We start from the raw sequence: 24,091 nt of genomic DNA on the forward strand, positions 1-24,091 counted from the left end.
AAGCGCTTCGACGGAGTGATTGGTCGGGCAGAATCACCATGCTGGAGAATGAGCTGGGCACGGGAACGGAAGGCGGGCTGAAGCGCTGGCTCGAGGGCATCGGTCTCAGCCACTATGCCGATCTCTTCGCGCAGCACCGTCTCGATCTCGATGTCATGGCGGACCTGACCGAAACCGATCTGGTCGAGCTCGGATTGCCGCTCGGCGATCGGAAGCGGCTCCAGCGGGCCATGACCGCGTTGTTCCGGGCCGAAACCGCAGAGAAGCCCGACGCGGCGGCGCGCCCGCCAATCCGGACCGAGGTCGGCGCCGAGCGGCGCCAGCTCACCACCATGTTCTGCGACATGGTGGATTCCACCTCGCTCTCGGTGCAGTTCGATCCGGAAGACGTACGCGACATGATTGCGAGCTTCCGCGAGACCTGTGTCCGCGTGGTGAAGCATTACGAAGGTTTTGCCGCCCGCTTCGTCGGCGACGGTATTTTGGTCTATTTCGGCTATCCGACCGCACATGAGGACGACGCCGAGCGCGCCGTGCGTGCGGGGTTGGAAATCGTCCGGGTGCTGTCGACCGCCCGCGCGATCGAGCCGCGTGGTGCGCTCAGCCACTCACCCGCCGTCCGCATCGGCATCGCGACCGGTCTCGTCGTGGTTGGCGACCTCGTCGGACAGGGCACCGAAGAGCGCGACTCCGCGGTCGGAGAAACCGTCAATCTCGCCGCGCGCCTGCAAGGCCTGGCGCCGCCCAACGGCGTGGTGATTTCCGCCTCGACCCAGTCGCTGCTGAAGGGGAAGTTCGACTACCGCAATCTCGGCGTCCACGCGCTGAAGGGCATCTCGGAGAAAGCGCAGGCCTGGCACGTGATGCGCGCCTCGCGGGTGGAGACGCGCTTCGCCGCCGCGATGGGCACGCGGCTGACCCCGCTCGTCAATCGCGAGGAGGAGATTGCGCTGCTGATGGGGCGCTGGCAGCAGGTCAAGGACGGCGACGGCCAGGTCGTGGTCAAGTTCGGCGAGCCCGGCATCGGCAAGTCGCGCATCATCCAGGAGATATTCGAGCGGATCGCGGGCGACCGCCATGGACAGGTCTCGTTCCAGTGCTCGCCCTATTACACCTCCACCGCGTTCTATCCTTTCGCCGAGCAGCTCAAATTCTCCCTCGGTCTCGATCGCGAGGATGCGTCCGCGCAGTCGCTGGCGAGCCTCGAGACCGCGATCGCCGCCGCTCATGGCGACATCGAGCAGGTTGCGCCGCTGTTTGCCGCGCTGTTGTCCATTCCGACCGCTGACCGCTATCCGCCGCTGGAGCTGTCGCCGCAGCAGCAAAAGGATGCGACCGTCGCGGCGCTGGTCAATCATTTCCTCGGTCTTGCGCGCGAGCAGCCGCTGGTGGTCGCGTTCGAGGATCTGCACTGGATCGACCCGACTTCCCGCGAGGTGATCGATCTGCTGGTCGACCGGGCACAGAACCGGCCGATCCTGGTCATCATCACCGCGCGCACCGAATTCCAGCCGAGCTGGAGCGCCCATTCGCACATCACCACGCTGGTGCTGAACCGGTTGAGCCGGCAGCTGCGCGCGACGCTGGTCGAGCGCGTGGCGGGACGCGAGCTTCCCAAGGAGGTCATCGAGGAGATCATCGTCAAGACCGACGGCGTGCCGCTGTTCCTGGAAGAGCTGACCAAGACGGTTCTCGAATCCAACCTCCTGACCGAACGGCACGGGCGCTACGTGCTGTCGGGCCCGTGGCGGCAGCTCGCGATCCCGGCGACGCTGACGGACTCGCTGATGGCGCGGCTGGACCGGATGGGGCCGTTCAAGCGGATCGCGCAGATCGGCGCCACCATCGGCCGCGAATTCTCCTACGAGACACTGCACGCGGTCGCCAACACGCCCGCCGAACAGATCGAGGCCGCGCTCAATCATCTGGAGGAGGCCGGGCTGATCATGCGCCGCGGCCATCCGCCCGACGCACTCTATTCCTTCAAGCACGTGATGATCCAGAACGCCGCGCATGCGAGCTTGCTGCACAGCGAGCGGCGCAAGCTGCATTCCCGGATCGCCCAGGTGCTCGCCGAGATGTATCCCGAGAAGACCGAACGCGAACCGGAACTGCTGGCCCATCATATGACCGAATCCGGCCAGAGCGAGAGCGCCGCCAGCTTCTGGCTCAAGGCCGGCAAGCAGGCGGCCAAGAGCGGCGCCAATCTGGAGGCGATCGGGCATCTGGGCCGCGGCCTCAGCGTCGTGCAGGCCAATGCGCGCATGCAGGGCGCCGACGAGATGGAGCTCGAGCTGCGCATCGCGCTCGGCAACGCGCTGATCGCCGCCAAGGGCTATGCCGTGCAGGAGGTCGAGGAGAACTACGTCCGCGCCCTCGAACTCGGCCAGCAGCTCGACGACGACGAAAAGGCCTTCGCCGCCACGCGCGGGCTCTGGGTCTGTCATTTCATCCGCGCCGATCTCACCCGCGCGCACGATCTCAGCGTCGAGCTGTTGAAGTTCGCCAAGCGCGAGCGGCTGAACGAGCGGACGCAGCCGGCGCAGCAGACCGGCTATCTGATCGAGGCGCACCGCTCGATCGCAATGACCATGCTCTATCGCGGCCGCTTTGCCGCGTCCCAGCATCATTTGCATCGCTGCATCAACCTCTACAGCCCCGATCTGCACTCCGATCTGATGGAGCGGCACGGCACCGATCCCGGCGTCGTCTCGCTGTCCTATCTCGGCTATCTCCTGTGGTTCCTCGGCCGGCCCGATGCGGCGCGCCAGCACAGCGAGCAGGCGATCGCGAACGCAGAGAAGATCCGCCACCCCTTCACGCTCGCCTTCGCACTCGTGTTCGGCGCCTATCTTTGCCAGCATTTGCGCGATGTCGAGGGCACGCGCGACCACGCCAACCGCGCCATGATCATCGCCACCGAGCACAATTTCCTGCACTGGAAGCAGCAGGCGGCGATCCTGCGCGGCTGGGCGCTGGCGCAGCTCGGCGAGGCCGACGAGGGCCTCAGCCAGATGCGGTTCGGCCTCGACGAATACGAAGCGATGGATTCCTGGCTCGCCGGCTGCTGGTTCCGCTGCCTGCTCGCGGAGGCCTATGCCAAGGTCGGAATGCGCGATGCCGCCTTGCGCGCGCTGGACGGCGCGCTCGCGACCGCAAAACGGACCGGCGACCACTCCTACCTCGCCGAGGTCTACCGCCTGCAAGGCGAGATCACCCTGTCGGACGGGAATCCGGCCTCGGTGCAGGAGGCCGAGGACCTGTTCAACCTGTCGCTGGAGATCGCGCGCAAGCAGGGCGCGTTGTCCTGGGAGCTTCGCACCGCTGTCAGCCTCGCGCGCCTGTCGCTCGAAGCCGGCAAGCGCGAGCACGCAGGTCTCCTGCTCGCACCGATCGTCGGCAAGTTCAGCGAGGGCTTTTACACGCCGGACCTGAAACAGGCGATGCAACTGATCAACGAGCTCGGCGCGAACGCGCCTGTTCGCGAACAGGCCGATCCCGTGAGATGAGCGATCTTGCCGCCGCGCGTGCGCGTTACGTGGAGCTGATCGCAAAGCGCGAGCGGATCTCCTCAACGCGCCTGCTCGACGCCCTCGCCACCGTTCCGCGCGAAAAGTTTCTGGCCAAGGGACCCTGGCGCATCAAGAGCGAGGCGGCGCGCCTCTATCGGCAGACGCCAGATGCCGATCCCGTTCATCTCCAGGACAATGTGCTGGTCGCGATCGATGCGCGCCGCAAGCTCGATACCGGATTGCCGAGCCTCTGGGCGCACTTCATCGATTTGCTCGACGTCCGGGAAAAAGACCGTGTGGTCCAGATCGGCTGCGGGCTCGGCTATTTCTCGGCCGTGCTGTCGAAGATCGTGGGCCCAAAGGGCAGGGTGCAGGCAATCGAATGCGACGAGCGGCTTGCAGCGCGCGCCGCGACCTATCTTGGCGCCTATCGCAACGTCGCGGTCGTCCATGGTGACGGATGCGAAGACATCGGCGAACCCGCCGACGTGATCATCGTTCATGCCGGCTTCTCGCAGCCGCATCCGCTCTGGCTTCGGTCGCTTCGTCCGCGCGGCCGCCTTCTGGTGCCGCTGACCCAGCGGGACCGCGAAGGCGCCGCCCTCAAGATCACCCGCAAGGGCAAGGGGTTCGAAGCCGAGGCGGTGCAGCAGATCCGGATCTTCCCCGGCCAGGGTCGAGGTGTGACCGCGCTCGACGACCGCGTCGCCGACTGGTGGCAGCGCGCCTCCGCGCTGGCGCCGCTGCGCTTTCGCGGCATCGAGCAGGGGTTGCCGTCGGATGGCTAATGCTTCGTTACGTTTTACCTTGATCGCGAATGTAAGTTTCCAACGGCTCCAGCCGAGGGTATGACTGCGGCCTGATCGCCATACGAGCGCGCGCCATGCATTCCGTTGCCCTGCTGACTGCCAGCTACGCCAAGGATATCGAACGCTTTTCGCTGCTCAGCGAGAGCATCGACACCTGGTTGACGGGCTATACGCGGCATTATGTTCTCGTTAACGATGAGGATTTGCCGCTGTTCGCGCGGTTCGCTTCCGACAAGCGTGTCATCGTTCCGGCCTCGCGCTATTTGCCGAAATGGCTGTGGGCGCTGCCGCCGGCTCTCCAGTTCATCAGCAAGCGGCGCGTCTGGCTCTCGCTGCTGTCGTCACCTGTTCATGGCTGGCACATCCAGCAGATCCTCAAGATCGCCGGCGTCCTCAACGCGCCCGAGCAGCGTGTCTGCATCCTGGACTCGGACAATCTTTTCTTCCGCGAATTCGACGTTGGCCAATATGCCGGCGGTGAGAAGACGCCGCTGTTCGTCGCGCGCAACGGGATCGACGCCGCCCACCCCTTACATGTCCTGTGGCTCCGCACCGTCGATCAACTGCTTGGCATCAAGGACCGGTCCTTCCCCGCGGACGACTATGTCGGCAACGCGCTGGTCTGGGACAAGGACACCGCGCGCGCGATGACCGACGCGATCAAGTCGGCAACGGGGTTGAACTGGGTTCTGGCACTGTGCCGGAAGAAGAAGTTTTCGGAGTATTTGCTCTATGGCCATTTCGTCGCGAGCTCGCCCGCACATCTGGCCACCCATCGGGTTACGGAAGACAGCATCGCGGTCTCGCATTGGGACGACACGCGCCTCGACCGCCCGGCCATCGAAGCGATGATGCGCGCCGCTTCGCCCGACCAGGTGGCGCTCTGCATCCAGTCCTATTCGTCGACCTCGGTTGACGACATCCGCGACGTCTTCCGCCTCGCCTCGCGCGACCGTCGCGGTCCGAGCCTTTCGCCCGATCACATGGGCGACGAGGCCGAATTCGAGACGCCGAAGACGCGCTAGAGCATGATCCGGAAAAGTGTGCAGCGGTTTTCCGGAAAGATCATGCTCAAAATAAAGCCGCTTACTACACGTCTCGCGTGAATTTTCTGATCACGTTCATGAACGGCTTCGGCTTGAACTCGCCGTCGAGCGGCAGGGGACGGTTCGGCTGCTTGTCGGCGCGGGCAAAGGTGCCGTTGATCCAGCTATAGCGGTCCGAGAGGCCCCAGGTCAGGATCGAGCGTACCGGTCCGCTGGTCGAGATCGCGGTCAGGAGATCTTCGACGCGCTTGGCGACGATGGCATCGCGCTGCGCCGGCGTCCCCGTCAGCTTCTGGTCGTCGACATCGAGTTCGGTGACGAGCACCTCGAGGCCCCAGGCGCGCAGTTCGGTGACGAATTCCGCGAGCCCATGGGTGTCGATCTCGAGCTCGGCATGCAGATGCGATTGCAGTCCCACGGCGTGCAACGGCACACCCTGGTCGAGCAGGTCCATGATGAGATTGCGGTAGGCCGCGCGCTTCGCAATGAACGTGTCCTTCGCCGACTCGATATCGTATTCGTTGATCGCGAGCTTGACGAAGGGATCGGCCGCGGCGGCCGTGCGGAACGCCAGCGGAATCCAGCCGTTGCCGAGGTGCTGCGTCCAGAACGAGTCGCGCCGGTCTTTTGGACTGCGCGGATTGTCCGGGATCGGCTCGTTGACGACGTCCCACGACGTCAGCTTGTCCTTGTAATAGGAGACGACGGTGCCGATGTGGTCGACATAGGCACGCTCGACGCCTTTGGAATCCTTGATCTGCTTGGTCCAGTCCGGAATGTCGTGATACCAGGCGAGCGCGTGGCCGCGCATCGTCAGGTCGTTCTGCCGGGCGAAATCCAGGATCGCGTCGGCACGTTCGAAGGCAAAGGTGTGTGCGTCGGGACGCAGCATCGGCCATTTCAGCTCGAGCACCGGAACCACCTGCGTGCAATAGGTGCTGATGGCTTCGCCGAGCCTGGGATCGGCTTGCAGATCCCAGAGCGTGGCCGCCGCGCCAAATCCCGGACTACGCTGGGCGAGTTTCGACGCCGGCGCTGCCGACGCCGGCGCTGCCGACGCCGATGTGCCCGCCGCGAGTGCTGCGGCGCTGCCGAGGAGAAATTCGCGTCTGTCGAGCCTGGTCACGGCATTCCTTATCGAGCCAACGCGCCATCGTACCAAGCGACGCCTTGCAACGCCGGGGTTTTCCCTCGTTGGGTTAACTTTGCCATCTGCGAATCACGGTTCCTTGCGGTGATCGGCCCTCCCGTCAGGGAAGGGCAAATTTAACGCTAACGCGCGAAAGCGGCCTCAAAGCCGCATTCGCCGCCCGATCTCCAGACTTATGTGACACTCTTGAGGGATGCTGCGGCGCAGTTCGTTCGCCCCGCCATGGTCCAATTGATGAACGGCCGTCACACTCGCAACAACGTTGCCGGTCCCGTGCTCGCATGCTGAACCGCCATTTCTCGATTTACCTGGTCGCCTACATCCTGCCTGCGGCGGTGGGCTTCTTCGCCGTCACGGCCTACACGCGGCTGCTGACGCCGGCGGAGTACGGCGTCTATGTCGTCGGCATCAGCCTGGCCGGCATCCTGGGCGCGATCTTCTTCGCCTGGATCAAGCTCTCGGTGTCGCGATATCAGGCGATGTCGGCCGAGGTGGATTTTCGCGGCACTGCAATGGTCGCCTTCGCGCTCACCGTTGCCGTCCTCTGCGCCACCACGCCGCTGGTCTTCCTGTTCCGCAGCGATCTCAGCGTTGGACTGCTGCTTGCCAGCATGTTCGTCGCGATCATGGCGAATGCCGTCGATGTCGGCCAGGAGTTCGAGCGCGCCAAACTTCGCCCTTACAGATTCGCGGCGATCTCGATCGTGCGCAGCGTGTCGAGCGTCGGTTTCGGCCTGCTCGGCATCTGGCTCGGCTGGGGTGGATTGGGACTGCTCGCCGCATTCGGCCTGGGTTCGCTCACCGGGATCATCCTGAACCTCGTCGGCGACCGCACCAGGATCGCGCGCTTTCAGCGCAGCCAGTTCATGCTGCTCGCGCGCTACGGCTTGCCGCTGACGCTGGCCGGATTGTCTGTTGCGGTCTATTCGGCCTGCGACCGGCTCATCGTGGCTTATTTGCTCGGCAGGGACGCCGCCGGCATCTTTGGCGTCGCCGCCGATCTGCCGCGACAGTTCATGGTCATGATCGCCTCCAGCGTCGCCGCGGCGACCGTGCCGCTGGTGTTCCGGTCTTTGTCGGAGAAAAACACCGAGACGACGCGGGAGCGGCTGACCGAGAGCCTCGAACTTCTGCTCATCGTGGTCACGCCCGTCGCCGTCTGGCTCGCGCTCGCAGCCGACCAGGTCGCCGGCACGCTCGTCGGCGTCGACTTCCGCGCCGGCGTGTCGGCCCTGCTGCCGACCCTGGTGCTCGCCCGCTTCTTCGGCATCGCCAATCAGTTCTATGTGCAGATCAGCTTCCAGCTCGCCGAGCGGCCGTTCATGCTTGCGGCGCAGTCGTTCCTGACGCTGGTCGTCAGCGTGGCGTTGATGTTCGTGCTGGTGGCCGGTTACGGCCTCTACGGCGCGGCGCTGGCGACGCTCGCGACCGAAGCGATCGGCTTCCTCGTTGCCGTCGTCCTGATGCATCGCGCCCATCCGGTGCCGTTCGACCTCCACCGCCTCGCCGGCGTTGCCGTCTCTGCCGCGGCGATGGCGGCCGCTATCCTCGTGGCACGATCGCAGGTCAATGGCTCCGGCTTCGTTCCGCTCATCGTCGTGAGCCTCGCCGGCGGGCTCGCTTATGCCGCCGCGGCGTGGCTGCTGAACGTCGCCAACGTGCGGACGCTGTCGCTGCGTTTCCTGCGAACCTTCAACCGGAAGGCGCTGGGCGTCTAGCTGCGATTTCCGATGAGGCTCGGCCCTCTCTGTAGACTTGCCGTGCCTCGCCGGAAGCGAAGATGCGGCGCGCTCCAGGCGAGGAGGTCGGGGATTCTGCTCGATTGAGCAATATTGATCAGCAACTTCGGAACTGGGGGCTCATGCTGTCATGATCACCGCCCCTTATCGGCAGCTATCGGTGACTGAGAGTCTGTAACGCTCCCGCCTGATCTCGAGGACGCGTCGCATGCAATTGCAATATTCCCCTTCACCCGGCCCGTCACTTGTACCGGCCATCGGCGAACACATGTGCCTGGCGAGGATGCCCGACCCATCCGCATTTAGCGTCAGAACGTCCGAGTGCCCCGGGTACCATCGCTTTCGCACCGCGACAGTCGAAATCGATCCGATGAAGTCGGCTGCGATTCTCTGGCTCGCCAGTCACGATTTGAGGCCACCGACCTGAGCGAGTGCACCAAATGGAGGACCTGGAACAATTCATCTACCTCGAAAACCTGAAAATCTTCAGGAGGCAGCTCGACCTGGCCAAAGACGACACCCGGCGGCAATGGCTCTTGAAGCGTCTGGCCGAGGAACAGGCGAAAGTCCGGGTTGCGGTCCGATAGGCGGTCACCGGTGCACCGCCAAAGAGTCGTTGATGGGAGGTGTGTCGTGAGCGGATACGCATCCAACAACGAGGAAATCCGAGCAGCGATACACTCGCAGTCGGATGATCTTCGACACCTCGTCCAATTCGTCCCAAGGAGGACGATCGCCCATTCCCCGAGACTTCACGAACACTTCGCGCAAGCCCACAACAAGACCCGGCGCGGGGCTCCAGTCGCGAATTGCCCGTCCTGGACATTTGGGCGAGAATCTATTGTAGCGGCGACCGCATCCCGGTCGCCGCATCGTAGACCAGGATTTGCAGCATTGGAAACCTGCCCAACAGATCCGCGGCGGCTTCTCGAGCAGCTGTTTCGTTATCGTAACGAGTCTTGAATTGACCATCGACCACGAGCGAGAAGCCATCGGCCGGTGCTACGTCAGCCCTTTGAATGATTCTCGGCTCACTCTCATCGGTTTGTGCGATCGGCTTCTTCATGGGGACCTTCATATCATTGCAGGATGGGTGAGGGTGACACGAGCGCCACGACCGCCGAGATCGCAACGACGAAATCGTATCGGCGCATCTGAATTCGCCTCAGAGCCGGTCGCCCCATTGTTGGCAACCGGACAGCGCGTTGAATGTTCCGCGATGCGCAGGAGGCGGCTCGAGGCGTTTGGCTCCCTCGATCCTTCCGCTCGACTGCCTCACTCTTCCCTTATTATCTCGGGCTTGTCATACAAGACCGCGTTCAAGAGGGAGTTATGTACCTCGATCTTACCGTTATAGGTAATGAAGCCGAGCTTGCGAAACTTGTTCATGAAGAAGCTGACCCTGGAGCGGGTTGTCCCGATCATCTCCGCGAGCGTCTCCTGGCTGACCTGCACCGCGATCGGCTGAGGAACGCCATCCTTTCCAAAATTTGCCAGGAGCAGGAGGAGACGCGCAAGCCGCTTCTCGCTGGAATTGAATAACTGGTCGATCAGGTCTTCTTCGATGCGGCTGTTTCGACTGAGCAGATACCCCATGAACAACTCGGAAAACTTAGGCTCGCTTTTGAGTGCCGCAAGCATCGCGGACTTCGCGATGGAAGTGACCACGCATTGCTCCATCGCCACCGTCGTCGAAATCCGCAAGGGATGTCCGTTCAGGCAGCCTTCGCCGAAGAATTGTCCGGGCTCCATGATTCCGACCACGGCCTCCTTGCCCTGCTCGGAGACGACGAGAACCTTGATCCTCCCCTTCTGGATATAGAAAACCGTGTCCGCGGCGTCACCCTGCGAGAACACGGCCTGGCTCTTGTCGAATTTCAATATGGCTTTGCCCTCGCCGACCTTGGCGAGAAATAGTTTCGGGTCGAACGTGCTTTTCACCGCTCTTGCCATGACGCCTTCAAATCCTGATCGAAGGACCTCAGCTTAGCAGGCCCGTTGTCTGGCGCGTTAGGCAAATGTTGCTTCTGTTCTTGTTCCCGCAGGCGACCCCGATCGACCGATTATGGCGACCGCTTCGGCCGGCTCGCTTGCGCTCAATGCCGGACGACCGTCCCATGCCGGTCCTCCATGAGTTCCGCACTCCCGTGCAAGGGCCGCTTCGTCGCGCGTTCGGGGTCGGCTGTTACCTGGCCGATCTCATCGGATCGTCCATGGATATTCTGTGGAGGTTCCCGCACTTGGAGCATTCGAAAATCCGCAGATGGGGACCGTCGCAACTTGCTCTGACGTGGATCAGCATCATGCGGCTCTGGCAGGTCGGGCAGGGTGGCCGGGGTATCGGAATCAGCGTGGGTTCTGGACGAGCATAGACCTCGGACATAGGAAGCTCCTGCCCATATGGCGGGGTATGTTCTACCCGAAGCCGCCGCCGATACAGCCGATTCGCCGACCGCGACGCCGTGAGCATGCCGCGCCTCGACGTTGGCCTCTGTTCAATATTGCTCACATTCCCGGAAATCGCCGGCTCGTCGGCGATCGCGTCACGCTTCCGGTCTCGGAAACGTGGCGCTGGCGTGACCAATATTGCTCAGCTACACATCCCGGCAAGGATCAATATGAGAGCGCGGGGCGTGACCTCAGGGCTGCTGCCGCAAGCGTCCGTGGTCATAACCGTGCTTCTTGGATGGCATGTTCGGGAGCAGAGCAGATATGACCCAAGGAACGCCGGAAATCCGCGCATCGGCGCAGTTGCTCGCCCGCTATCGCGAGCCCGACAATGCGCGCGGCGTCTTCGAGCTGGCGATCACGGCGATACCGTTCTTCATCGTCTGGGCTCTGATCTGGGCCGCTCTTGACCAGGGGTATTGGTTTGCTCTGCTGCTCGAGGTGCCCGCGGCGGGTTTGCTGGTCCGCCTCTTCATGATCCAACACGATTGCGGACATGGCTCTTTCTTCCGCGGCCGCGTTGCGAACGATTGGGTCGGCCGAGCCATCGGTGTGATGACACTGACGCCATACGGCTACTGGCGGTACAACCATGCACGCCATCACGCGAACTCCGGCAATCTCGATCACAGGGGCTTGGGCGACATCGATACGCTGACCATGCGCGAGTTTCTCGGGCAGTCGCGATGGCGTCGGACGCTATATCGTTTGTATCGACATCCCATCGTGATGTTTGGCGTCGGTCCCACGTATTTGTTCATCTTGAAGCACCGATTGCCGGTCGGGGTGATGCGTGGCGGCTGGAAACCCTGGCTGAGCACGATGGGCACGAACACCGCCATCGCGGTTCTCGCCGTCACGATGATCCGGCTGGTCGGCTATGGGCCGTTCCTGCTTGTGCATCTGCCGATCATTGTTCTGGCGGCGTCGATCGGTGTCTGGCTGTTCTACGTCCAGCACCAGTTCGAGCACACGCACTGGGCCCACGAGAAGACCTGGAATTTTCACGACGCTGCGCTGCACGGCAGCTCCCACTACCAATTGCCGGGTGTCCTGCGATGGTTCACGGCAAATATCGGCGTCCATCACATCCATCATTTGTCCAGTCGAATTCCCTGCTATCGCTTGCCGGATGTGTTGCGCGACCATCCGCAGTTCGCTGGTGTCGGGCGGATTACGCTGCTCCAGAGTTTGCAGACCGTGCGGCTGGCCTTGTGGGACGAGGAGCGGCAGCGGCTCGTCTCCTTTGGAGAGGCACGGGCTAGCCAACGTCCAGCCGGCATCGTCGCGCCATGACCGTGCGCTTCGGCTGAAGTTTCATTTCCCAGCGCGGAATTCTGGGCGCAAAATGGACGGTCGGCCTTTGCATTTTGCGGTCTTGTGGAGCTTGTCAATCAAAGCTTGTTCTGGTCAGTATGGGTTTGAAATTGCGCAGCAATAAGCGCATTCATCCGTCGACTAAAGTCGAAATTCAGCGAGGAAACGTCATAATGCGCAAGCTAGCTTTGGCTATTGCCGTGATCGCCCCCATGCTCGGTCATGCCGCGTGGGCCGAGGACACGATCAAGATCGGCTACATCGATCCGCTCTCCGGAGGCGGAGCCAGCGTCGGCGAGGGCGGTCTAAAGACATTCCAATATCTGGCCGACGAACTCAATGCCAAGGGCGGCATTCTCGGCCACAAGGTCGAGATCGTGCCGCTCGACAACAAGACCAATCCGCAGGAGAGCCTGGTGCAGGCCCAGAAGGCGATCGACGCCGGGGTCCGCTACATCACCCAAGGCAACGGCTCGTCGGTTGCTGCGGCCCTCTCGGACTTCATCGCCAAGAACAACACCCGCAATCCCGGCAAGGAAGTCCTGTATTTCAACTACGCCGCCGTCGATCCGAGCCTGACCAACGAGAAGTGCAGCTATTGGCATTTCCGCTGGGATGCGAGCTCCGACATCAAGATGGAGGCGCTCACCAACTACATGAAGGACACCGCCTCGATCAAAAAGGTGTACCTGATCAACCAGGACTATTCGTTCGGCCAGTCGGTGCGCTCCGACGCGCGCAAGATGCTCGGAGCCAAGCGGCCCGACATCCAGATCGTCGGCGACGAGCTGCATCCGCTGCTCAAGGTTACGGACTTCTCGCCGTATATTGCCAAGATCAAGGCGTCCGGCGCCGACAGCGTCGTCACCGGCAACTGGGGCCAGGACTTCGCGCTGCTGCTCAAGGCCGCGGCCGATGCCGGTCTGAAGGTGAACTGGTACACTTATTATGCCGGCGGCGCCGGTGGCCCGACCGCGATCAAGCAGACCGGTCTCGATCACCAGGTCTTCCAGATCACCGAGGGCTTTGCCAATTCCGGCAACCAGACGGCAATGGATTACGAAAAGGCCTTCCGTGCCAAGGTCAACCTCTCGCTCTGGTATCCGCGGGCCGTCAACGAGATGCGCATGTTCAAGGCCGCGGCCGAAAAGGCCAACTCGATCGACCCGGTGAAGGTGGCGGCAACGCTCGAGGACCTGAAGTTCGATGTTCTCGACGGTGGCACCGGCTTCATGCGCAAGGATGACCACCAGTTCTTCCAGCCGATCTATATTTCCTCTTTCGGTAAGCTTGCTGCGAACGATCCTTTCGACGAGGAAAACACCGGCTGGGGCTGGCATGGGGTCTCCAAGGTCGATACCCCGCAGGCCATGGTCTCCACGAGCTGCAAGATGACGCGGCCGTAACCACGCACGCCGCCTTGCCGCAGCCGTTACGGGCTGCGGGGAGGCGGTGGCCGGAATATCTGATCCGTTGGACAATGTTCGCCGGGCCATAGCGGCCAGGATATTCAAGAGTGCGCTGTGCTTGAACTTGTTGTCATTTCGACCCTGAACGGTGTGCTGTTCGGCATGCTGCTGTTCCTGCTGTCGAGCGGGTTGACCGTCATCTTCAGCATGATGGGCGTGCTCAACTTCGCCCATGCCAGCTTTTACATGCTCGGCGCCTTTTTCGGCTTCCAGCTCACGAAGTGGATCGGCTTCTGGCCTGCACTCGTGCTCGCCCCGCTGTTGGTGGGCGCCATCGGCATGGCGGTGGAGCGCTATGGCCTGCGCAACACCCACAAGCACGGCCATGTCGCCGAACTGCTGCTGACCTTCGGTCTTGCCTTCGCGATCGAAGAGATCGTGTCGATGATCTGGGGCAAGAGCCCGCTCGACTATCGCGTGCCGGCGCTGCTCGACTTTCCGGCCTTCACGATCTTCTCGACCAATTATCCTGCCTACAAGATATTCATGCTGGCGGTGTCGGTCGTCATCTTCGTGGCGCTGCTGGTGGTGCTCAAGCGCACCCGCGTCGGCCTCATCGTCCAGGCGGCGCTGACCCATCCCCACATGGTCGGGCATCTCGGTCACAACGTCGGGCGTGTGTTCATGGCGGTGTTCGGTGTCGGCAGCGCGCTGGCCGGGCTTGCTGGCGTCATTGCCGGACCAGCTTTGGTGACGCAGTCCGACATGGCCGCTTCGCTCGGGCCCATCCTGTTTGTGGTCATCGTATTTGGCGGCCTCGGCTCCTTGCCGGGCGCCTTCATCGCATCGCTCGTCATCGGACTGGTCCAGACGTTCGCAGTGGCGCTCGATGGCTCGCTGGCCAGCGCGTTCGGGCCGCTCGATCCGTCGGCGGGACCGTCCGTCCTCGCCGACATCTGGAATGTCACGATCGCCCAGGTCGCACCGATCGTTCCTTATATGCTGCTGGTGCTCATTCTGATCGTTCGCCCCATGGGCCTGATGGGGACGCGCGAGTCATGACGACTGCAACGACCTCGACGCCGAACGTTACAGGCAAGCCCGCCGGCGGAAATTTGCGCTTCTACGGCGTCTGGCTGATCGGCGTGATCGCGTTGATCGTCCTGCCGATGATCTTCTCCTCCGGCGGCTCGCTGACGTCCTTCAGCCTGATCGGCATCGCGATCGTCTTCGCGCTCTCCTACAACATCCTGCTCGGCCAGACCGGGCTGCTGTCGTTCGGGCACGCCGTTCACTATGGCCTTGGCGGCTTTGCTGCCTGCCACATGATGAATGCGGTAACGTCGCATGGCTGGCCGGTTCCCCTCCCGTTCATTCCGCTGTTCGGCGGGATCGGTGGTCTTGTTTTCGCGATGATCATCGGCTGGGTCATGACCAAGCGCGCCGGCACCGTGTTCGCGATGATCTCGCTCGGTATCGGCGAACTGGTGGCGTCCTCCTCGCTGATCCTGCGCTCGGTGTTCGGTGGAGAATCCGGCGTCACCACGGACCGCACCGCGCTGCCAAAGATGTTCGGTTGGACCTTCGGCCCGCAGCTTCAGGTCTATTACCTGATCGCGTTCTGGTTGGTGTTGTCGGCCATGGCGATGTACGCGCTGACCCGGACGCCGCTGGGGCGGATCAGCAATGCGGTCCGCGACAATCCTGAACGTGTCCAGTTCATCGGCTACGATCCCCATGTCGTCCGCTATCTCGCCTTCTGCTTTGCAGGGTTCTTCGCCGGCATCGCCGGCGGCCTCGCCGCGATCAATTTCGAGATCGCGAACTCCGCCTATCTCGGCGCGATCCAGTCCGGCCTCGTGCTGTTCTCCACCTTCATCGGCGGCACAGCCTACTTCTTCGGCCCGATCCTCGGCGCGATCCTGGTGACCTATCTCCAGCTCGGGCTGACCAGCGTCACCAGTGTCTGGCAGCTCTATTTCGGCATCATCTTCATCGGGATCGTGATGTTCTCGCCCGGCGGTATTGCCGGCTTGGTGATGATGCATCGGCCACTGGTTCGCGCCGGGACGCTGTGGACGGTGATCCCGTCCTATCTCGTCGCGATCGTTCCCACCGCGGCGCTCGCCTTCGGCGTGATCCTGACGATCGAGACGATCGCGCGCTATTCCGGCGGGGACGCCATCAACCTGTTCGGCATTGGGTTCAAGCCGAAATCGCCGGTGACATGGATCAGTGCTGCGGTTCTCGTTGTCGGCGGCGCGTTCGCCGCGCGGGTGACCTGGCGGCGGATTGCGGATGCGTGGGACAGGGCCGCCACGGTCGCCCGTGACCGGGGGTATCTGGCATGACGGCAGCCATCGAAGTCCGCGCCGTCGAAAAGCGCTTCGGCAATGTCGACATCATCCGCGACCTCAACCTCAGCGTCGCACAAGGTGAGCGGCACGCCATCATTGGTCCGAACGGCGCCGGCAAGTCCACGACGTTCAATCTGATCAGCGGCCATATCAAGCCGACCTCGGGCGAGGTTCGGCTGAACGGCGACTTGATCTCCGGCCTGCGGCCGTTCGAGATCAACCGGCGCGGCCTGTCGCGCTCGTTCCAGGTTACCAACGTGTTCGCCCGCATGACGGTCTGGGAGAACGTCCGCTGCGCCGTGCTGTGGGCCACAGGGCATCGCTACGCGTTCTGGAAGAACGTCGATAGTCTGCCCGAGGTTCGCGAGCGCACGGCCCGGATCCTGGACGATATTCATCTGACGCACCGGGGCGACGTGCCGGCGGGCCTTTTGACCTATGCCGAGCAGCGCGAGCTGGAAATCGGCATCACCATCGCGAGCGGTGCCACCGTCGTCATGCTCGACGAGCCGACCGCCGGCATGAGCCACGCCGAGACGGAACGCGCGGTGTCGCTGATCCGGCGGCTGACCGAGGGCAAGACCCTTGTCATCGTGGAGCACGACATGAGCGTCGTGTTCGGCCTGGCCGACCGCATCTCGGTGCTGGTCTACGGGCACATCATCGCGTCGGGCACGCCGGAAGAAATCCGGCGCGATCCGAAGGTCAAGGAAGCCTATCTCGGCGAGGAAGCCCACTGATGCTCGAGGTCAGGAATCTCCACGCCTATTACGGCAAGAGCCACATTCTCCAGGGCGTCGACCTCGACGTCGCCGCAGGCGAGGTCGTGAGCCTGCTCGGCCGCAACGGCGTCGGCCGCTCCACCACGATCAAGGCGATCATGGGCGAAGTGGCGCCGCAAGGCACGATCCGCTTCAAGGGCAGGGATATCGCCGGTCTGCCCAGCTACAAGATCGCACGCCTCGGCCTCGGCTACGTGCCCGAACATCGTGACATTTTCCCGAGCCTGACTGTTCGTCAAAATCTCGTGCTCGGCATCAAGGACACGCGCCGTCCCGGAAAATGGCGGCTTCAGGACATGCTCGACATGTTCCCCAATCTTGCCGCGCGCGCCGATACGGACGCGGGCGTGCTGTCGGGTGGCGAGAAACAGATGCTCACCACTTGCCGGACACTGATGGGCGACCCGGATCTGATCATGATCGACGAGCCGACCGAAGGCCTCGCGCCCCTGATCGTGCAACAGGTTGGTGATCTCATTGCCCGCATCGCCGCGGCAGGTGTCGCAATTCTTCTCGTCGAGCAGAAGCTGTCGATCGCGATGCGAATCTCGAAACGTGTCTACATCATGGGCCACGGCCGCGTCGTCTTCGAAGGGACGCCGGATGAGCTCAAGGCCAACGCCGCCGTGCGCCAGGAGTGGCTCGAGGTCTGACGCAGGAACGAGCCGCCTCATCAAGAGGCAGCCAAGAACTCCTCGCAGCATCGGGGTCCTCGTTGATCCGGAACGCCTGCCGGAACTGATCTGATCCCCGGACGCAACTTGCCAAGCTTGGCCCATAGCGGACATTCTGCCGCAGCGGCGCCCGCCAGGGCCAGCTTCGGTCGCACGCCGCCCTTCCGCCTGCGCCAACCGTCGTATATGAGAGATTTATCGCCGGAACGTGCCGAATGTCGCCACAGACGGAACGTAAGGCGGCTGCGATTTCTTAATTCAAAGATCGCAATCTGATCAATGACCGGCGGACTGGCATTTCGACCGAGGATGGCATGAGAAACCTGATGACGACGGCGCAATCCACCGTGGCGATGCGGCGTTGGGGGCCTCCCGGAATTGTGACCTTGGCGGCGATGCTCGCCTTTGCGGCTGTGGGCCCGGCGACCGCGGCCAAGCAGCCGCGCCAGCCGGCCGAGGCGGTGGCACCACGCGAGGCCGGCGAGCCGATCATGGCGATCGTGTCGATCAAGAGCCAGCAGGTCACCTTCTACGACGCAGACGGCTGGATTTTTCGCGCGCCGGTGTCCACCGGCACGACGGGACGCGAGACGCCGGCCGGCGTCTTCGCCATCGTCGAGAAGGACAAGGACCACCACTCGACCATGTATGACGACGCCTGGATGCCGAACATGCAGCGCATCACCTGGAACGGCATCGCGCTGCATGGCGGGCCGCTGCCGGGCTATGCCGCTTCGCATGGCTGCGTGCGGATGCCGTTCGGCTTCGCGGAGGGTCTGTTCGAGAAGACCAACATCGGAATGCGGGTGATCATCTCGCCGAACGACGCGGCCCCGGTCGACATCGTCCATCCCGCACTGTTCATGCCGAAGCGGGAGGCCATTACGGCGGCGCCGGGCCGGATCGACAAGCTCTCCGGCGAGGCCGAGGAGGCAGCCCGGGCGGCTGACGAGACCAAGAAGGCCGCGACAGTGGCCGCGAAAGAGGCGGCCTCGCTGCCGGCCTTGCTGCGCAAGCTGGAACAGCAGAAGACCCGCGCTGACGCCGAGCTCGCCTTCGCCGACAAGCAGCTCGCGGCCACCAAGACCGATCAGGCCCGCGCCAAGGCCGAGGAACTGCAGCAGAAGGCTGCCACCAAGGCCGCCGACGCGGCGACGCAGCTCGATGCCGCCAGGGCCGCCGCACAGCCGAAGCGCGATGCGGTGGCTGCCACGAAGGAGGCCGCCAAGGCGGCGGCGACCAGGAAGGCCGATGCCGTGAAGGCCGCGACCGACGCAAAGCTCGCGCTTGAGCCGGTCTCCGTCTACATCAGCCGCGCGACGCAGAAGCTCTACGTGCGGCGGAACACCCACAAGCCGGCACCGGACGGCGGCGGCGAGGTGTTCGACACCAGCATCGAGGTTCCCGTCACGATCCGTAATCCCGACCAGCCGCTCGGCACGCATATCTTCACGGCGATGGCGAAGAACGATACGGGCCTGCGCTGGAGCGTGGTCACGATCGAAGACGGCGACAACGCCAAGAACGCGCTCGACCGCATCACCATTCCGCAGGAGGTGCTCGATCGCATCGCGCCGACCGCGTTGCCGCGGTCCTCGATCGTCATCTCGGACGAGCCGCTGAGCAGCGAGACCAACTACCGCACCGAGTTCGTCGCCGTGCTGAGCAGCCAGCCCCAGGGTGGGTTCATCACGCGCAAGCCGACCGCGCCTCCGATGGCCATGGCGAGCGATGACGGCTGGGACAATGGCGGCAACGGTTTCGGCTTCTTCTTCCAGCGCGATCCGAACCCGCAGCCCGTCAATCCGCGCCGGCGTGGCCAGTATCAATATTATCAGCCGGCGCAGCCGATGCAGCGGGGCTTCTGGTAGGCGGCTGCAGATCGAAGCCCGTTATTACCGACGTGCCTCGATCACGATCGCCTGGATCTTGCCCTCGATCGCCCCGGCTCCATGGCGGGTTCGGATCGCCTCGGCCACGATGTCGGTTGCAGCCTGAAGCTTGCTGGCATCCCTTGCCTCGATCTCGCTGCGCAGCGGCGTGCCCTGGCAGATCGCGATCGCGACGTAGTCGGGCGACGGCGCGCGGCTTGTTTCAGCTCGCGTTTCGATCGATATGTCACGGAAGCCTGCGCGTTCGAGGTCGGTTCTGATGACGGCCTTGTCGTGATAGCCGTGCGGCGTCCGGGCCATGAAACGGGGCGGGTCATCGGGAAACAGCTTTTCGAGCGCGACTGTCGCTTCATGCGTCAGCACATTGTCCTCGATGCGATCCCAGACGTTGAACACGAACGTGCCGTCGCCCTTGAGGACGCGCTTCACTTCGCCGTAAGCCTTGACGCGGTCCGGAAAGAACATGGCGCCGAACTGGCAGCAGACCACGTCGAATTCGCCATCGTCGAAGGGCAGGGCCGATCCGTCGGCCTGGCGCCATGAGATGCGATCGTCGTCTGCCTGACGCTGCGCCGCGACCGCGAGCATCGGCTCGTTGAGGTCGGTCGCGACATAGCGGACGCCGCGCGGCAGCGCCGCCGCCACCGCGCGCGTCACTGCGCCGGTGCCTGCCGCGATCTCGAGCAGCACGGAGGGAGACAGGGCCGCGACACGTCTTGCGATGTCGTCGGCGTAAACGGCGAAGATCATCGGTACCAGATATTCGTCGTAGAGCTTTGGGATCGAGCCGGCGAAAACCTTGTCAGTGTTGGACATGCTTGCCTCGCTGAAGGTTCGGATACGCGGCTCACGTTACCATGGATTGCCGCCTACCGCGCCAGCAGCGCGGTGAATCCGGCCGGTTCCTGCATCGCCTTGCGGGCCTCCAGCGACATCGGCTCGTAGCGACTGCCGTTGAAGATGCTGAGCCGGCTTTCGACGCCGTTCGAACCGGCGTAGCAGCCTTCGGGCGTGTAGCCGACATAGCCCTCGTCGCCGAAGCCGATCGCGGTGAGGAGCACGCGCCGCTCCGCGATGTCCCAGACCTTGATGGTCTTGTCCTCGCTCGCGGAGATCAGCCGCGTGCCGCCCGGAAAGAACGCGACCGCCTCGATATCCTCCTGATGGCCCACGAAACTTGCAAGCAGCCGGCCGCTGTCGGCGTCCCACAAATTGACCGATTTGTCGCGTCCGCCGCCGCCGGTCACGATGCGCTTGCTGTCCGCGGACCAGCTCGCCGACACGACATAATCGCGATGCCCGGTGAGAAGGCGCGACGTCCCGTTCTTGACGTCCCACACCTTTGCCGCGCCGAGTTCCGCATCCGAGCCGGCGGTGACCACGCGCGTGCCGTCTGGTGAATAGGCCACACGCAATGCCTTGCGGCCGTAGGCGTCCCTGGTGTCGATGGTGCCGCTGGTGCGATAGAACCTGATCTTGCCGTCGAAGCCCGCCGAGACGAACTCGCCAGAACCCGACGGCGCGTAGCTCAGCGAGCGCACCGCCGCGCGCGCGGGATCGGGGCTCTGGTGATCGAGCCTGCTCTTGGCGAGTTCGCGGGTCCCGAGATTCCAGATGCGCACGACGCCGTCCTCGCCGGCCGCGGCCAGATATTTGAGCGTAGGCTCCGGCGCGAAGGCGACCGCGAATTGTTTTGCGCCGGCGTCGAACGTCAGGCTCTGGCCGTCGCTCTTGAGATCCCAGACCTTGACCTTGCCGTCCCATCCGGCGGAAGCGAGCAGAGTGCTGTCGGTCCAGTAGTCCAGCGCATAGATCGCGCCGGCATGTCCCCGCAGCACGCGCGTCAGCCGGAACGAGGATGCATCCCAGAGCCGGATCACCCCGTCGTCGCCGGCGGTGGCGATCTCCCGGCCGTTAGGGGAGACGGCGATGGTGCGCACGCTCGCACCCTCGACATTCGGCCTGATCGAGACCGGGACGAAGGGCCCGCCGACGGCGTCGTTGCCGCGCCGTGCGATACGTGTGGTGCAGCTCGATGAGGGGACGGCAGCGACACTCTTCGTCTCGGTTGCCGGCGGGGCGGCGAGCGCGAGCGGCGCAACGGTCGCCGGAGCCGCCGCCAGCTTTGGCGCGACGACGGGCTTTGTTGCCTCCGGCTGCGGCGGCAGGACAGGTGAGGTCTGCACCTTCTTCGCTTCAATCGCGACCGGGACCGGTGCTGGCGCGGGGCGGGCGGCGGTTGCGGCGAGCTTGTTGCGCTGGACCTTCGCAAGATCAGTGTAGAACCCGCCCGGATGCGTCGCGATGTAGAGGTCCCAGGCTTCCACCGTGCCGACGCGCTCGGAGAATTCGTAGTCGCGCGATGCGCTCGCGTCGGTAGATGCGACGGGTGCCGACGGTGGAGCAGGAGGCGCCGCTGCCGGCGCCAGCACGACGTCGTCGCCGCCGAGCGAGCCGTAGATGAAGGGCTCCTGCCTGTTGGTCGTGGCCTGGAGCACCTCGTCGCGGACATAGCCGAACGCCTTGCGCAGATCGAGGCCGGGGGTCGCGAGGTGATGTGCCAGCGCGGTCGCGAAGGGGCTGTTCCTGCCATCGCCGTCGAGCGCGGTGAGGCCGGCCTTGGCGGCGAAGGCCACCAGCGTGTTCGGGCTCGACGGCTCGACCTTGGCGAGGCCGCGCGCGACCGCGCGCGACGCCATCGTGCGTTTCATGTTCTTCGAGAACGGATTGTCGCGGCAGGCATCGAGAATGACGAGACGCAGCCGTTTCGCGGGCTCGATGGCGACCAGGACACGGTCGAGCCCGATGGTCTCGTCATAGACATCGGTGTCGTTCTCGAGCTGGGCATCGACGGGAACGAGATAGTTGTTGCCGTCGATCTCGATGCCGTGGCCGGCATAGTAGATCACGGCGATGTCGGCGCTGCGCGCCTTGGCGCCGAAATCGCGCAAGGCCCGCCGCATGTCCTGGGCCGAGAGGTCGTTGCGCGCCTCGACGACGGTGAAGCCGGCCTTCTTGAAGGTCTCGGCCATGAGGTTGGCGTCATTGGCGGAATTGGCGAGCTTGGGCGCGCGTTGATACGCCGAATTGCCCATCACCAGCGCCATGCGCTGGTCGGCGAATGCTCCGACCGGCGCGAAGACGAGAGTCAATGCGCCAAGAAGAAAGAGATAAAAAAACTTCATCACGGCCCCCAAGCCGGGATACCTGCAATGCCGGCGAGAATATCCGACCGGGGCCGCAATACAATTTCTATTTGAATTCGTTCGGCGCTTCCTGTCGCCGCAACCCGGCAATCAGTCCGACGATCTCCCCCCACCAACCTCCCGGATCGGCCGCGTGCCATCCCAGTTCGCAGCAGCCTGCCGGACCTTCTCGAAGAACGGGCCCTTGGTGCCGCTGATGTCGGAGATCTCGATCACGGTGCCTGGATGGGCCTGGGTGTCGAAATAGGCAAAGCGCCCCTTGTCGCCGCCGATCTGGCCCTCATGGCCGATCCTGTAGCCGAGCCCGAGCGCCCTGTCGTGGAGCGCCTGGTAGTCGTAGCTCCAATAGGACATGTGCTGGAGGCCTTCGTGGCCGGAATCGAGGAACTCCCTGTACAGCGAGGGCGCGTCGTTACGCTGCTGGATCAGCTCGATCTGGAGATCGCCGGAATTGGCCAGCGCAATGCTCATCTCGACGGCTGAGTTCTCGCCGCGATGGCGGAACCAGTCGGTCTTGACGCGGTCCATGTAGTACCAGGGCCCGACGCCCATCACCTCGATCCAGTGCTTCATTGCGGCGTGGATGTCCCGCACCACATATCCGTTCTGGCGCACCGCGCCGAAGATGCGGCTCATGCCCGCGCTCCTCCTGTCACCTTGCTCACTTGACCTCGATACCCGCGTCCCTGGCAACCTGCTTCCAGGCCGCGATGTCGCGTGCGTTGATGTCACGCTGCTCGTCGCCCGGCACGAATTGCGGCGTGATGCCGAGCCCCAGCAGCTTCTCCTTCACCTCGGCATCGGCGAGCGCGTCCTTCAGTGCCGCCGACAGCTTTTTCGCAATCGGTTCGGCAAGGCCCGCAGGCGCATACATCGCCCAGGACAGGCTGCGGTCGAACGGCACGCCCTGTTCCTTGTAGCTTGCGACATCCGGCAGGCTCGGCGAGCGTTCGCCGCAGGCGGCCAGCGCCTTGATCGAGCCGTCCTTCACCAGCGGCGTCGCGGTCGCCATGTCGAGTGTCGCCAGCGAGATGTGGCCGCCGAGCAAATCGCCGGCCAATTTGGCGATGCCGTTGAACGGCACGTGGTCCATCTTGATTCCGGTCTGCTGCATCAGGATTTCCGCGCAGAATTGTCCGGTCGAGCCCACGCCCCAGCTTCCGTACTGGATCGGCTCGCCCTTCTTGGCCAGCGCGATCAGGCCCTTGATGTCGTTGGAGGCAAAATCCTTGGTCGCCACCAGCATGATCGAGGACGTGCCGATGCGCCCGATCGTGGTGAAATCCTTGATCGAATCGTAGGGCAGTTTCGGATAGATCGCCGGCGCCAGCACATGCGTGGTCATGCCGCCGACGGTGATGGTGTAGCCGTCATTCGCCGACGCCGCGACTATCTGCGTGCCGAGCGTGCCGGCAGCGCCGGTGTGGTTCTCGATATAGATGCTTTGTCCGAGCGTCTTGCCCATCCTGTCGGCGAGCAGCCGCCCGATCACGTCGCCGCCGCCACCGGCCGCATAAGGCAGCAGCATCCTGATCTTGTGCGTGGGATAGGCGGCCGGATCCTCGGCACGCGCAGGCAGCATTGCCGAGGACGTTACGACCAATGACAATGTTGCGGCGCGCAGCAGACGAAAATGGACGAAGCGCGCCATGACCTAGTCTCCCCAGATTGCTCTCCGCTTCTTTTGAGAGCGGAGTTGAAGCGCAAGACCGAACGAGCGATCGTGCCGGCGGTTGACTAGCGAACGATC

19 protein-coding genes are annotated in these 24,091 nt (G+C 63.7%); 12 read left to right on the plus strand and 7 right to left on the minus strand.

What is annotated here, in order from left to right; translation table 11 throughout:
• Nucleotides 1–38 precede the first annotated feature (38 nt).
• The 3 genes from JQ591_RS27755 (at nt 39) to JQ591_RS27765 (ending at nt 5,346) form a co-directional block, all read left to right on the plus strand.
• Complete coding sequence (locus tag JQ591_RS27755; RefSeq protein WP_211399188.1) at nt 39–3,509, plus strand: ATP-binding protein; 3,471 nt, start codon at nt 39–41, stop codon at nt 3,507–3,509.
• Nucleotides 3,506–4,300 (plus strand): protein-L-isoaspartate O-methyltransferase family protein, encoded by a 795-nt coding sequence (locus JQ591_RS27760; protein WP_211399189.1) that lies wholly within the window; start codon nt 3,506–3,508, stop codon nt 4,298–4,300. Before JQ591_RS27755 ends, JQ591_RS27760 begins: the two co-directional genes overlap by 4 nt.
• 95 nt (nt 4,301–4,395) lie before the next feature.
• Nucleotides 4,396–5,346 (plus strand): DUF6492 family protein, encoded by a 951-nt coding sequence (locus JQ591_RS27765; protein WP_211399190.1) that lies wholly within the window; start codon nt 4,396–4,398, stop codon nt 5,344–5,346.
• Between the two features lie 64 nt (nt 5,347–5,410).
• Here JQ591_RS27765 and JQ591_RS27770 read toward each other — a convergent pair whose 3' ends face one another.
• Nucleotides 5,411–6,493 carry an endo-1,4-beta-xylanase gene (locus JQ591_RS27770; RefSeq protein WP_211399191.1) on the minus strand — a complete coding sequence of 361 codons (1,083 nt, stop codon included), beginning with the start codon at nt 6,491–6,493 and terminating at the stop codon, nt 5,411–5,413.
• A gap of 305 nt (nt 6,494–6,798) precedes the next feature.
• On the opposite strand from JQ591_RS27770, the gene JQ591_RS27775 reads away from it, so the two are divergent.
• Nucleotides 6,799–8,235 carry a lipopolysaccharide biosynthesis protein gene (locus JQ591_RS27775; protein WP_211399192.1) on the plus strand — a complete coding sequence of 479 codons (1,437 nt, stop codon included), beginning with the start codon at nt 6,799–6,801 and terminating at the stop codon, nt 8,233–8,235.
• Nucleotides 8,236–8,696: 461 nt separating this feature from the next.
• Nucleotides 8,697–8,843, plus strand: coding sequence for a hypothetical protein (locus tag JQ591_RS27780; RefSeq protein WP_211399193.1), 147 nt, complete (start codon nt 8,697–8,699; stop codon nt 8,841–8,843).
• A gap of 251 nt (nt 8,844–9,094) precedes the next feature.
• Here JQ591_RS27780 and JQ591_RS27785 read toward each other — a convergent pair whose 3' ends face one another.
• Nucleotides 9,095–9,322, minus strand: a complete 228-nt coding sequence (locus JQ591_RS27785) for a hypothetical protein (protein ID WP_211399194.1) — start codon at nt 9,320–9,322, stop codon at nt 9,095–9,097.
• Between the two features lie 209 nt (nt 9,323–9,531).
• Entirely contained in the window at nt 9,532–10,209 is a 678-nt protein-coding gene (locus JQ591_RS27790; RefSeq protein WP_211399195.1) for a Crp/Fnr family transcriptional regulator, read from the minus strand.
• A 759-nt stretch (nt 10,210–10,968) separates the two neighbouring features.
• On the opposite strand from JQ591_RS27790, the gene JQ591_RS27795 reads away from it, so the two are divergent.
• From JQ591_RS27795 to JQ591_RS27825, 7 genes are all read left to right on the plus strand, one after another.
• Complete coding sequence (locus JQ591_RS27795) at nt 10,969–12,000, plus strand: fatty acid desaturase (RefSeq protein ID WP_211399196.1); 1,032 nt, start codon at nt 10,969–10,971, stop codon at nt 11,998–12,000.
• A 194-nt stretch (nt 12,001–12,194) separates the two neighbouring features.
• Nucleotides 12,195–13,427, plus strand: a complete 1,233-nt coding sequence (locus JQ591_RS27800) for a branched-chain amino acid ABC transporter substrate-binding protein (protein ID WP_211399197.1) — start codon at nt 12,195–12,197, stop codon at nt 13,425–13,427.
• Between the two features lie 117 nt (nt 13,428–13,544).
• The gene (locus JQ591_RS27805) at nt 13,545–14,492 is read left to right on the plus strand and encodes a branched-chain amino acid ABC transporter permease (RefSeq protein WP_211399198.1); all 948 of its coding nucleotides are present in this window, start codon (nt 13,545–13,547) and stop codon (nt 14,490–14,492) included.
• Nucleotides 14,489–15,781 carry a branched-chain amino acid ABC transporter permease gene (locus JQ591_RS27810; RefSeq protein ID WP_211399199.1) on the plus strand — a complete coding sequence of 431 codons (1,293 nt, stop codon included), beginning with the start codon at nt 14,489–14,491 and terminating at the stop codon, nt 15,779–15,781. The genes JQ591_RS27805 and JQ591_RS27810 overlap by 4 nt, the downstream gene beginning before the upstream one ends.
• Nucleotides 15,778–16,527 (plus strand): ABC transporter ATP-binding protein, encoded by a 750-nt coding sequence (locus JQ591_RS27815; protein WP_211399200.1) that lies wholly within the window; start codon nt 15,778–15,780, stop codon nt 16,525–16,527. Before JQ591_RS27810 ends, JQ591_RS27815 begins: the two co-directional genes overlap by 4 nt.
• Nucleotides 16,527–17,222 carry an ABC transporter ATP-binding protein gene (locus tag JQ591_RS27820; protein WP_106946251.1) on the plus strand — a complete coding sequence of 232 codons (696 nt, stop codon included), beginning with the start codon at nt 16,527–16,529 and terminating at the stop codon, nt 17,220–17,222. The genes JQ591_RS27815 and JQ591_RS27820 overlap by 1 nt, the downstream gene beginning before the upstream one ends.
• A 335-nt stretch (nt 17,223–17,557) precedes the next feature.
• Nucleotides 17,558–19,114 (plus strand): L,D-transpeptidase, encoded by a 1,557-nt coding sequence (locus tag JQ591_RS27825; protein WP_211399201.1) that lies wholly within the window; start codon nt 17,558–17,560, stop codon nt 19,112–19,114.
• Nucleotides 19,115–19,138: 24 nt separating this feature from the next.
• Here the strand turns inward: JQ591_RS27825 and JQ591_RS27830 are convergent, their stop codons facing one another.
• From JQ591_RS27830 to JQ591_RS27845, 4 genes are all read right to left on the minus strand, one after another.
• Nucleotides 19,139–19,951 (minus strand): class I SAM-dependent methyltransferase, encoded by an 813-nt coding sequence (locus JQ591_RS27830; RefSeq protein ID WP_211399202.1) that lies wholly within the window; start codon nt 19,949–19,951, stop codon nt 19,139–19,141.
• Between the two features lie 53 nt (nt 19,952–20,004).
• Nucleotides 20,005–22,320 (minus strand): caspase family protein, encoded by a 2,316-nt coding sequence (locus tag JQ591_RS35760; RefSeq protein WP_211399203.1) that lies wholly within the window; start codon nt 22,318–22,320, stop codon nt 20,005–20,007.
• Between the two features lie 111 nt (nt 22,321–22,431).
• Nucleotides 22,432–22,977 (minus strand): VOC family protein, encoded by a 546-nt coding sequence (locus JQ591_RS27840; RefSeq protein ID WP_211399204.1) that lies wholly within the window; start codon nt 22,975–22,977, stop codon nt 22,432–22,434.
• 25 nt (nt 22,978–23,002) lie between these two features.
• Nucleotides 23,003–23,992, minus strand: a complete 990-nt coding sequence (locus JQ591_RS27845) for a Bug family tripartite tricarboxylate transporter substrate binding protein (protein ID WP_249137787.1) — start codon at nt 23,990–23,992, stop codon at nt 23,003–23,005.
• Nucleotides 23,993–24,091 lie beyond the last annotated feature (99 nt).

Origin of the sequence: Bradyrhizobium canariense, assembly GCF_018130465.1 — a bacterium.
Lineage (GTDB): Bacteria > Pseudomonadota > Alphaproteobacteria > Rhizobiales > Xanthobacteraceae > Bradyrhizobium > Bradyrhizobium canariense_C.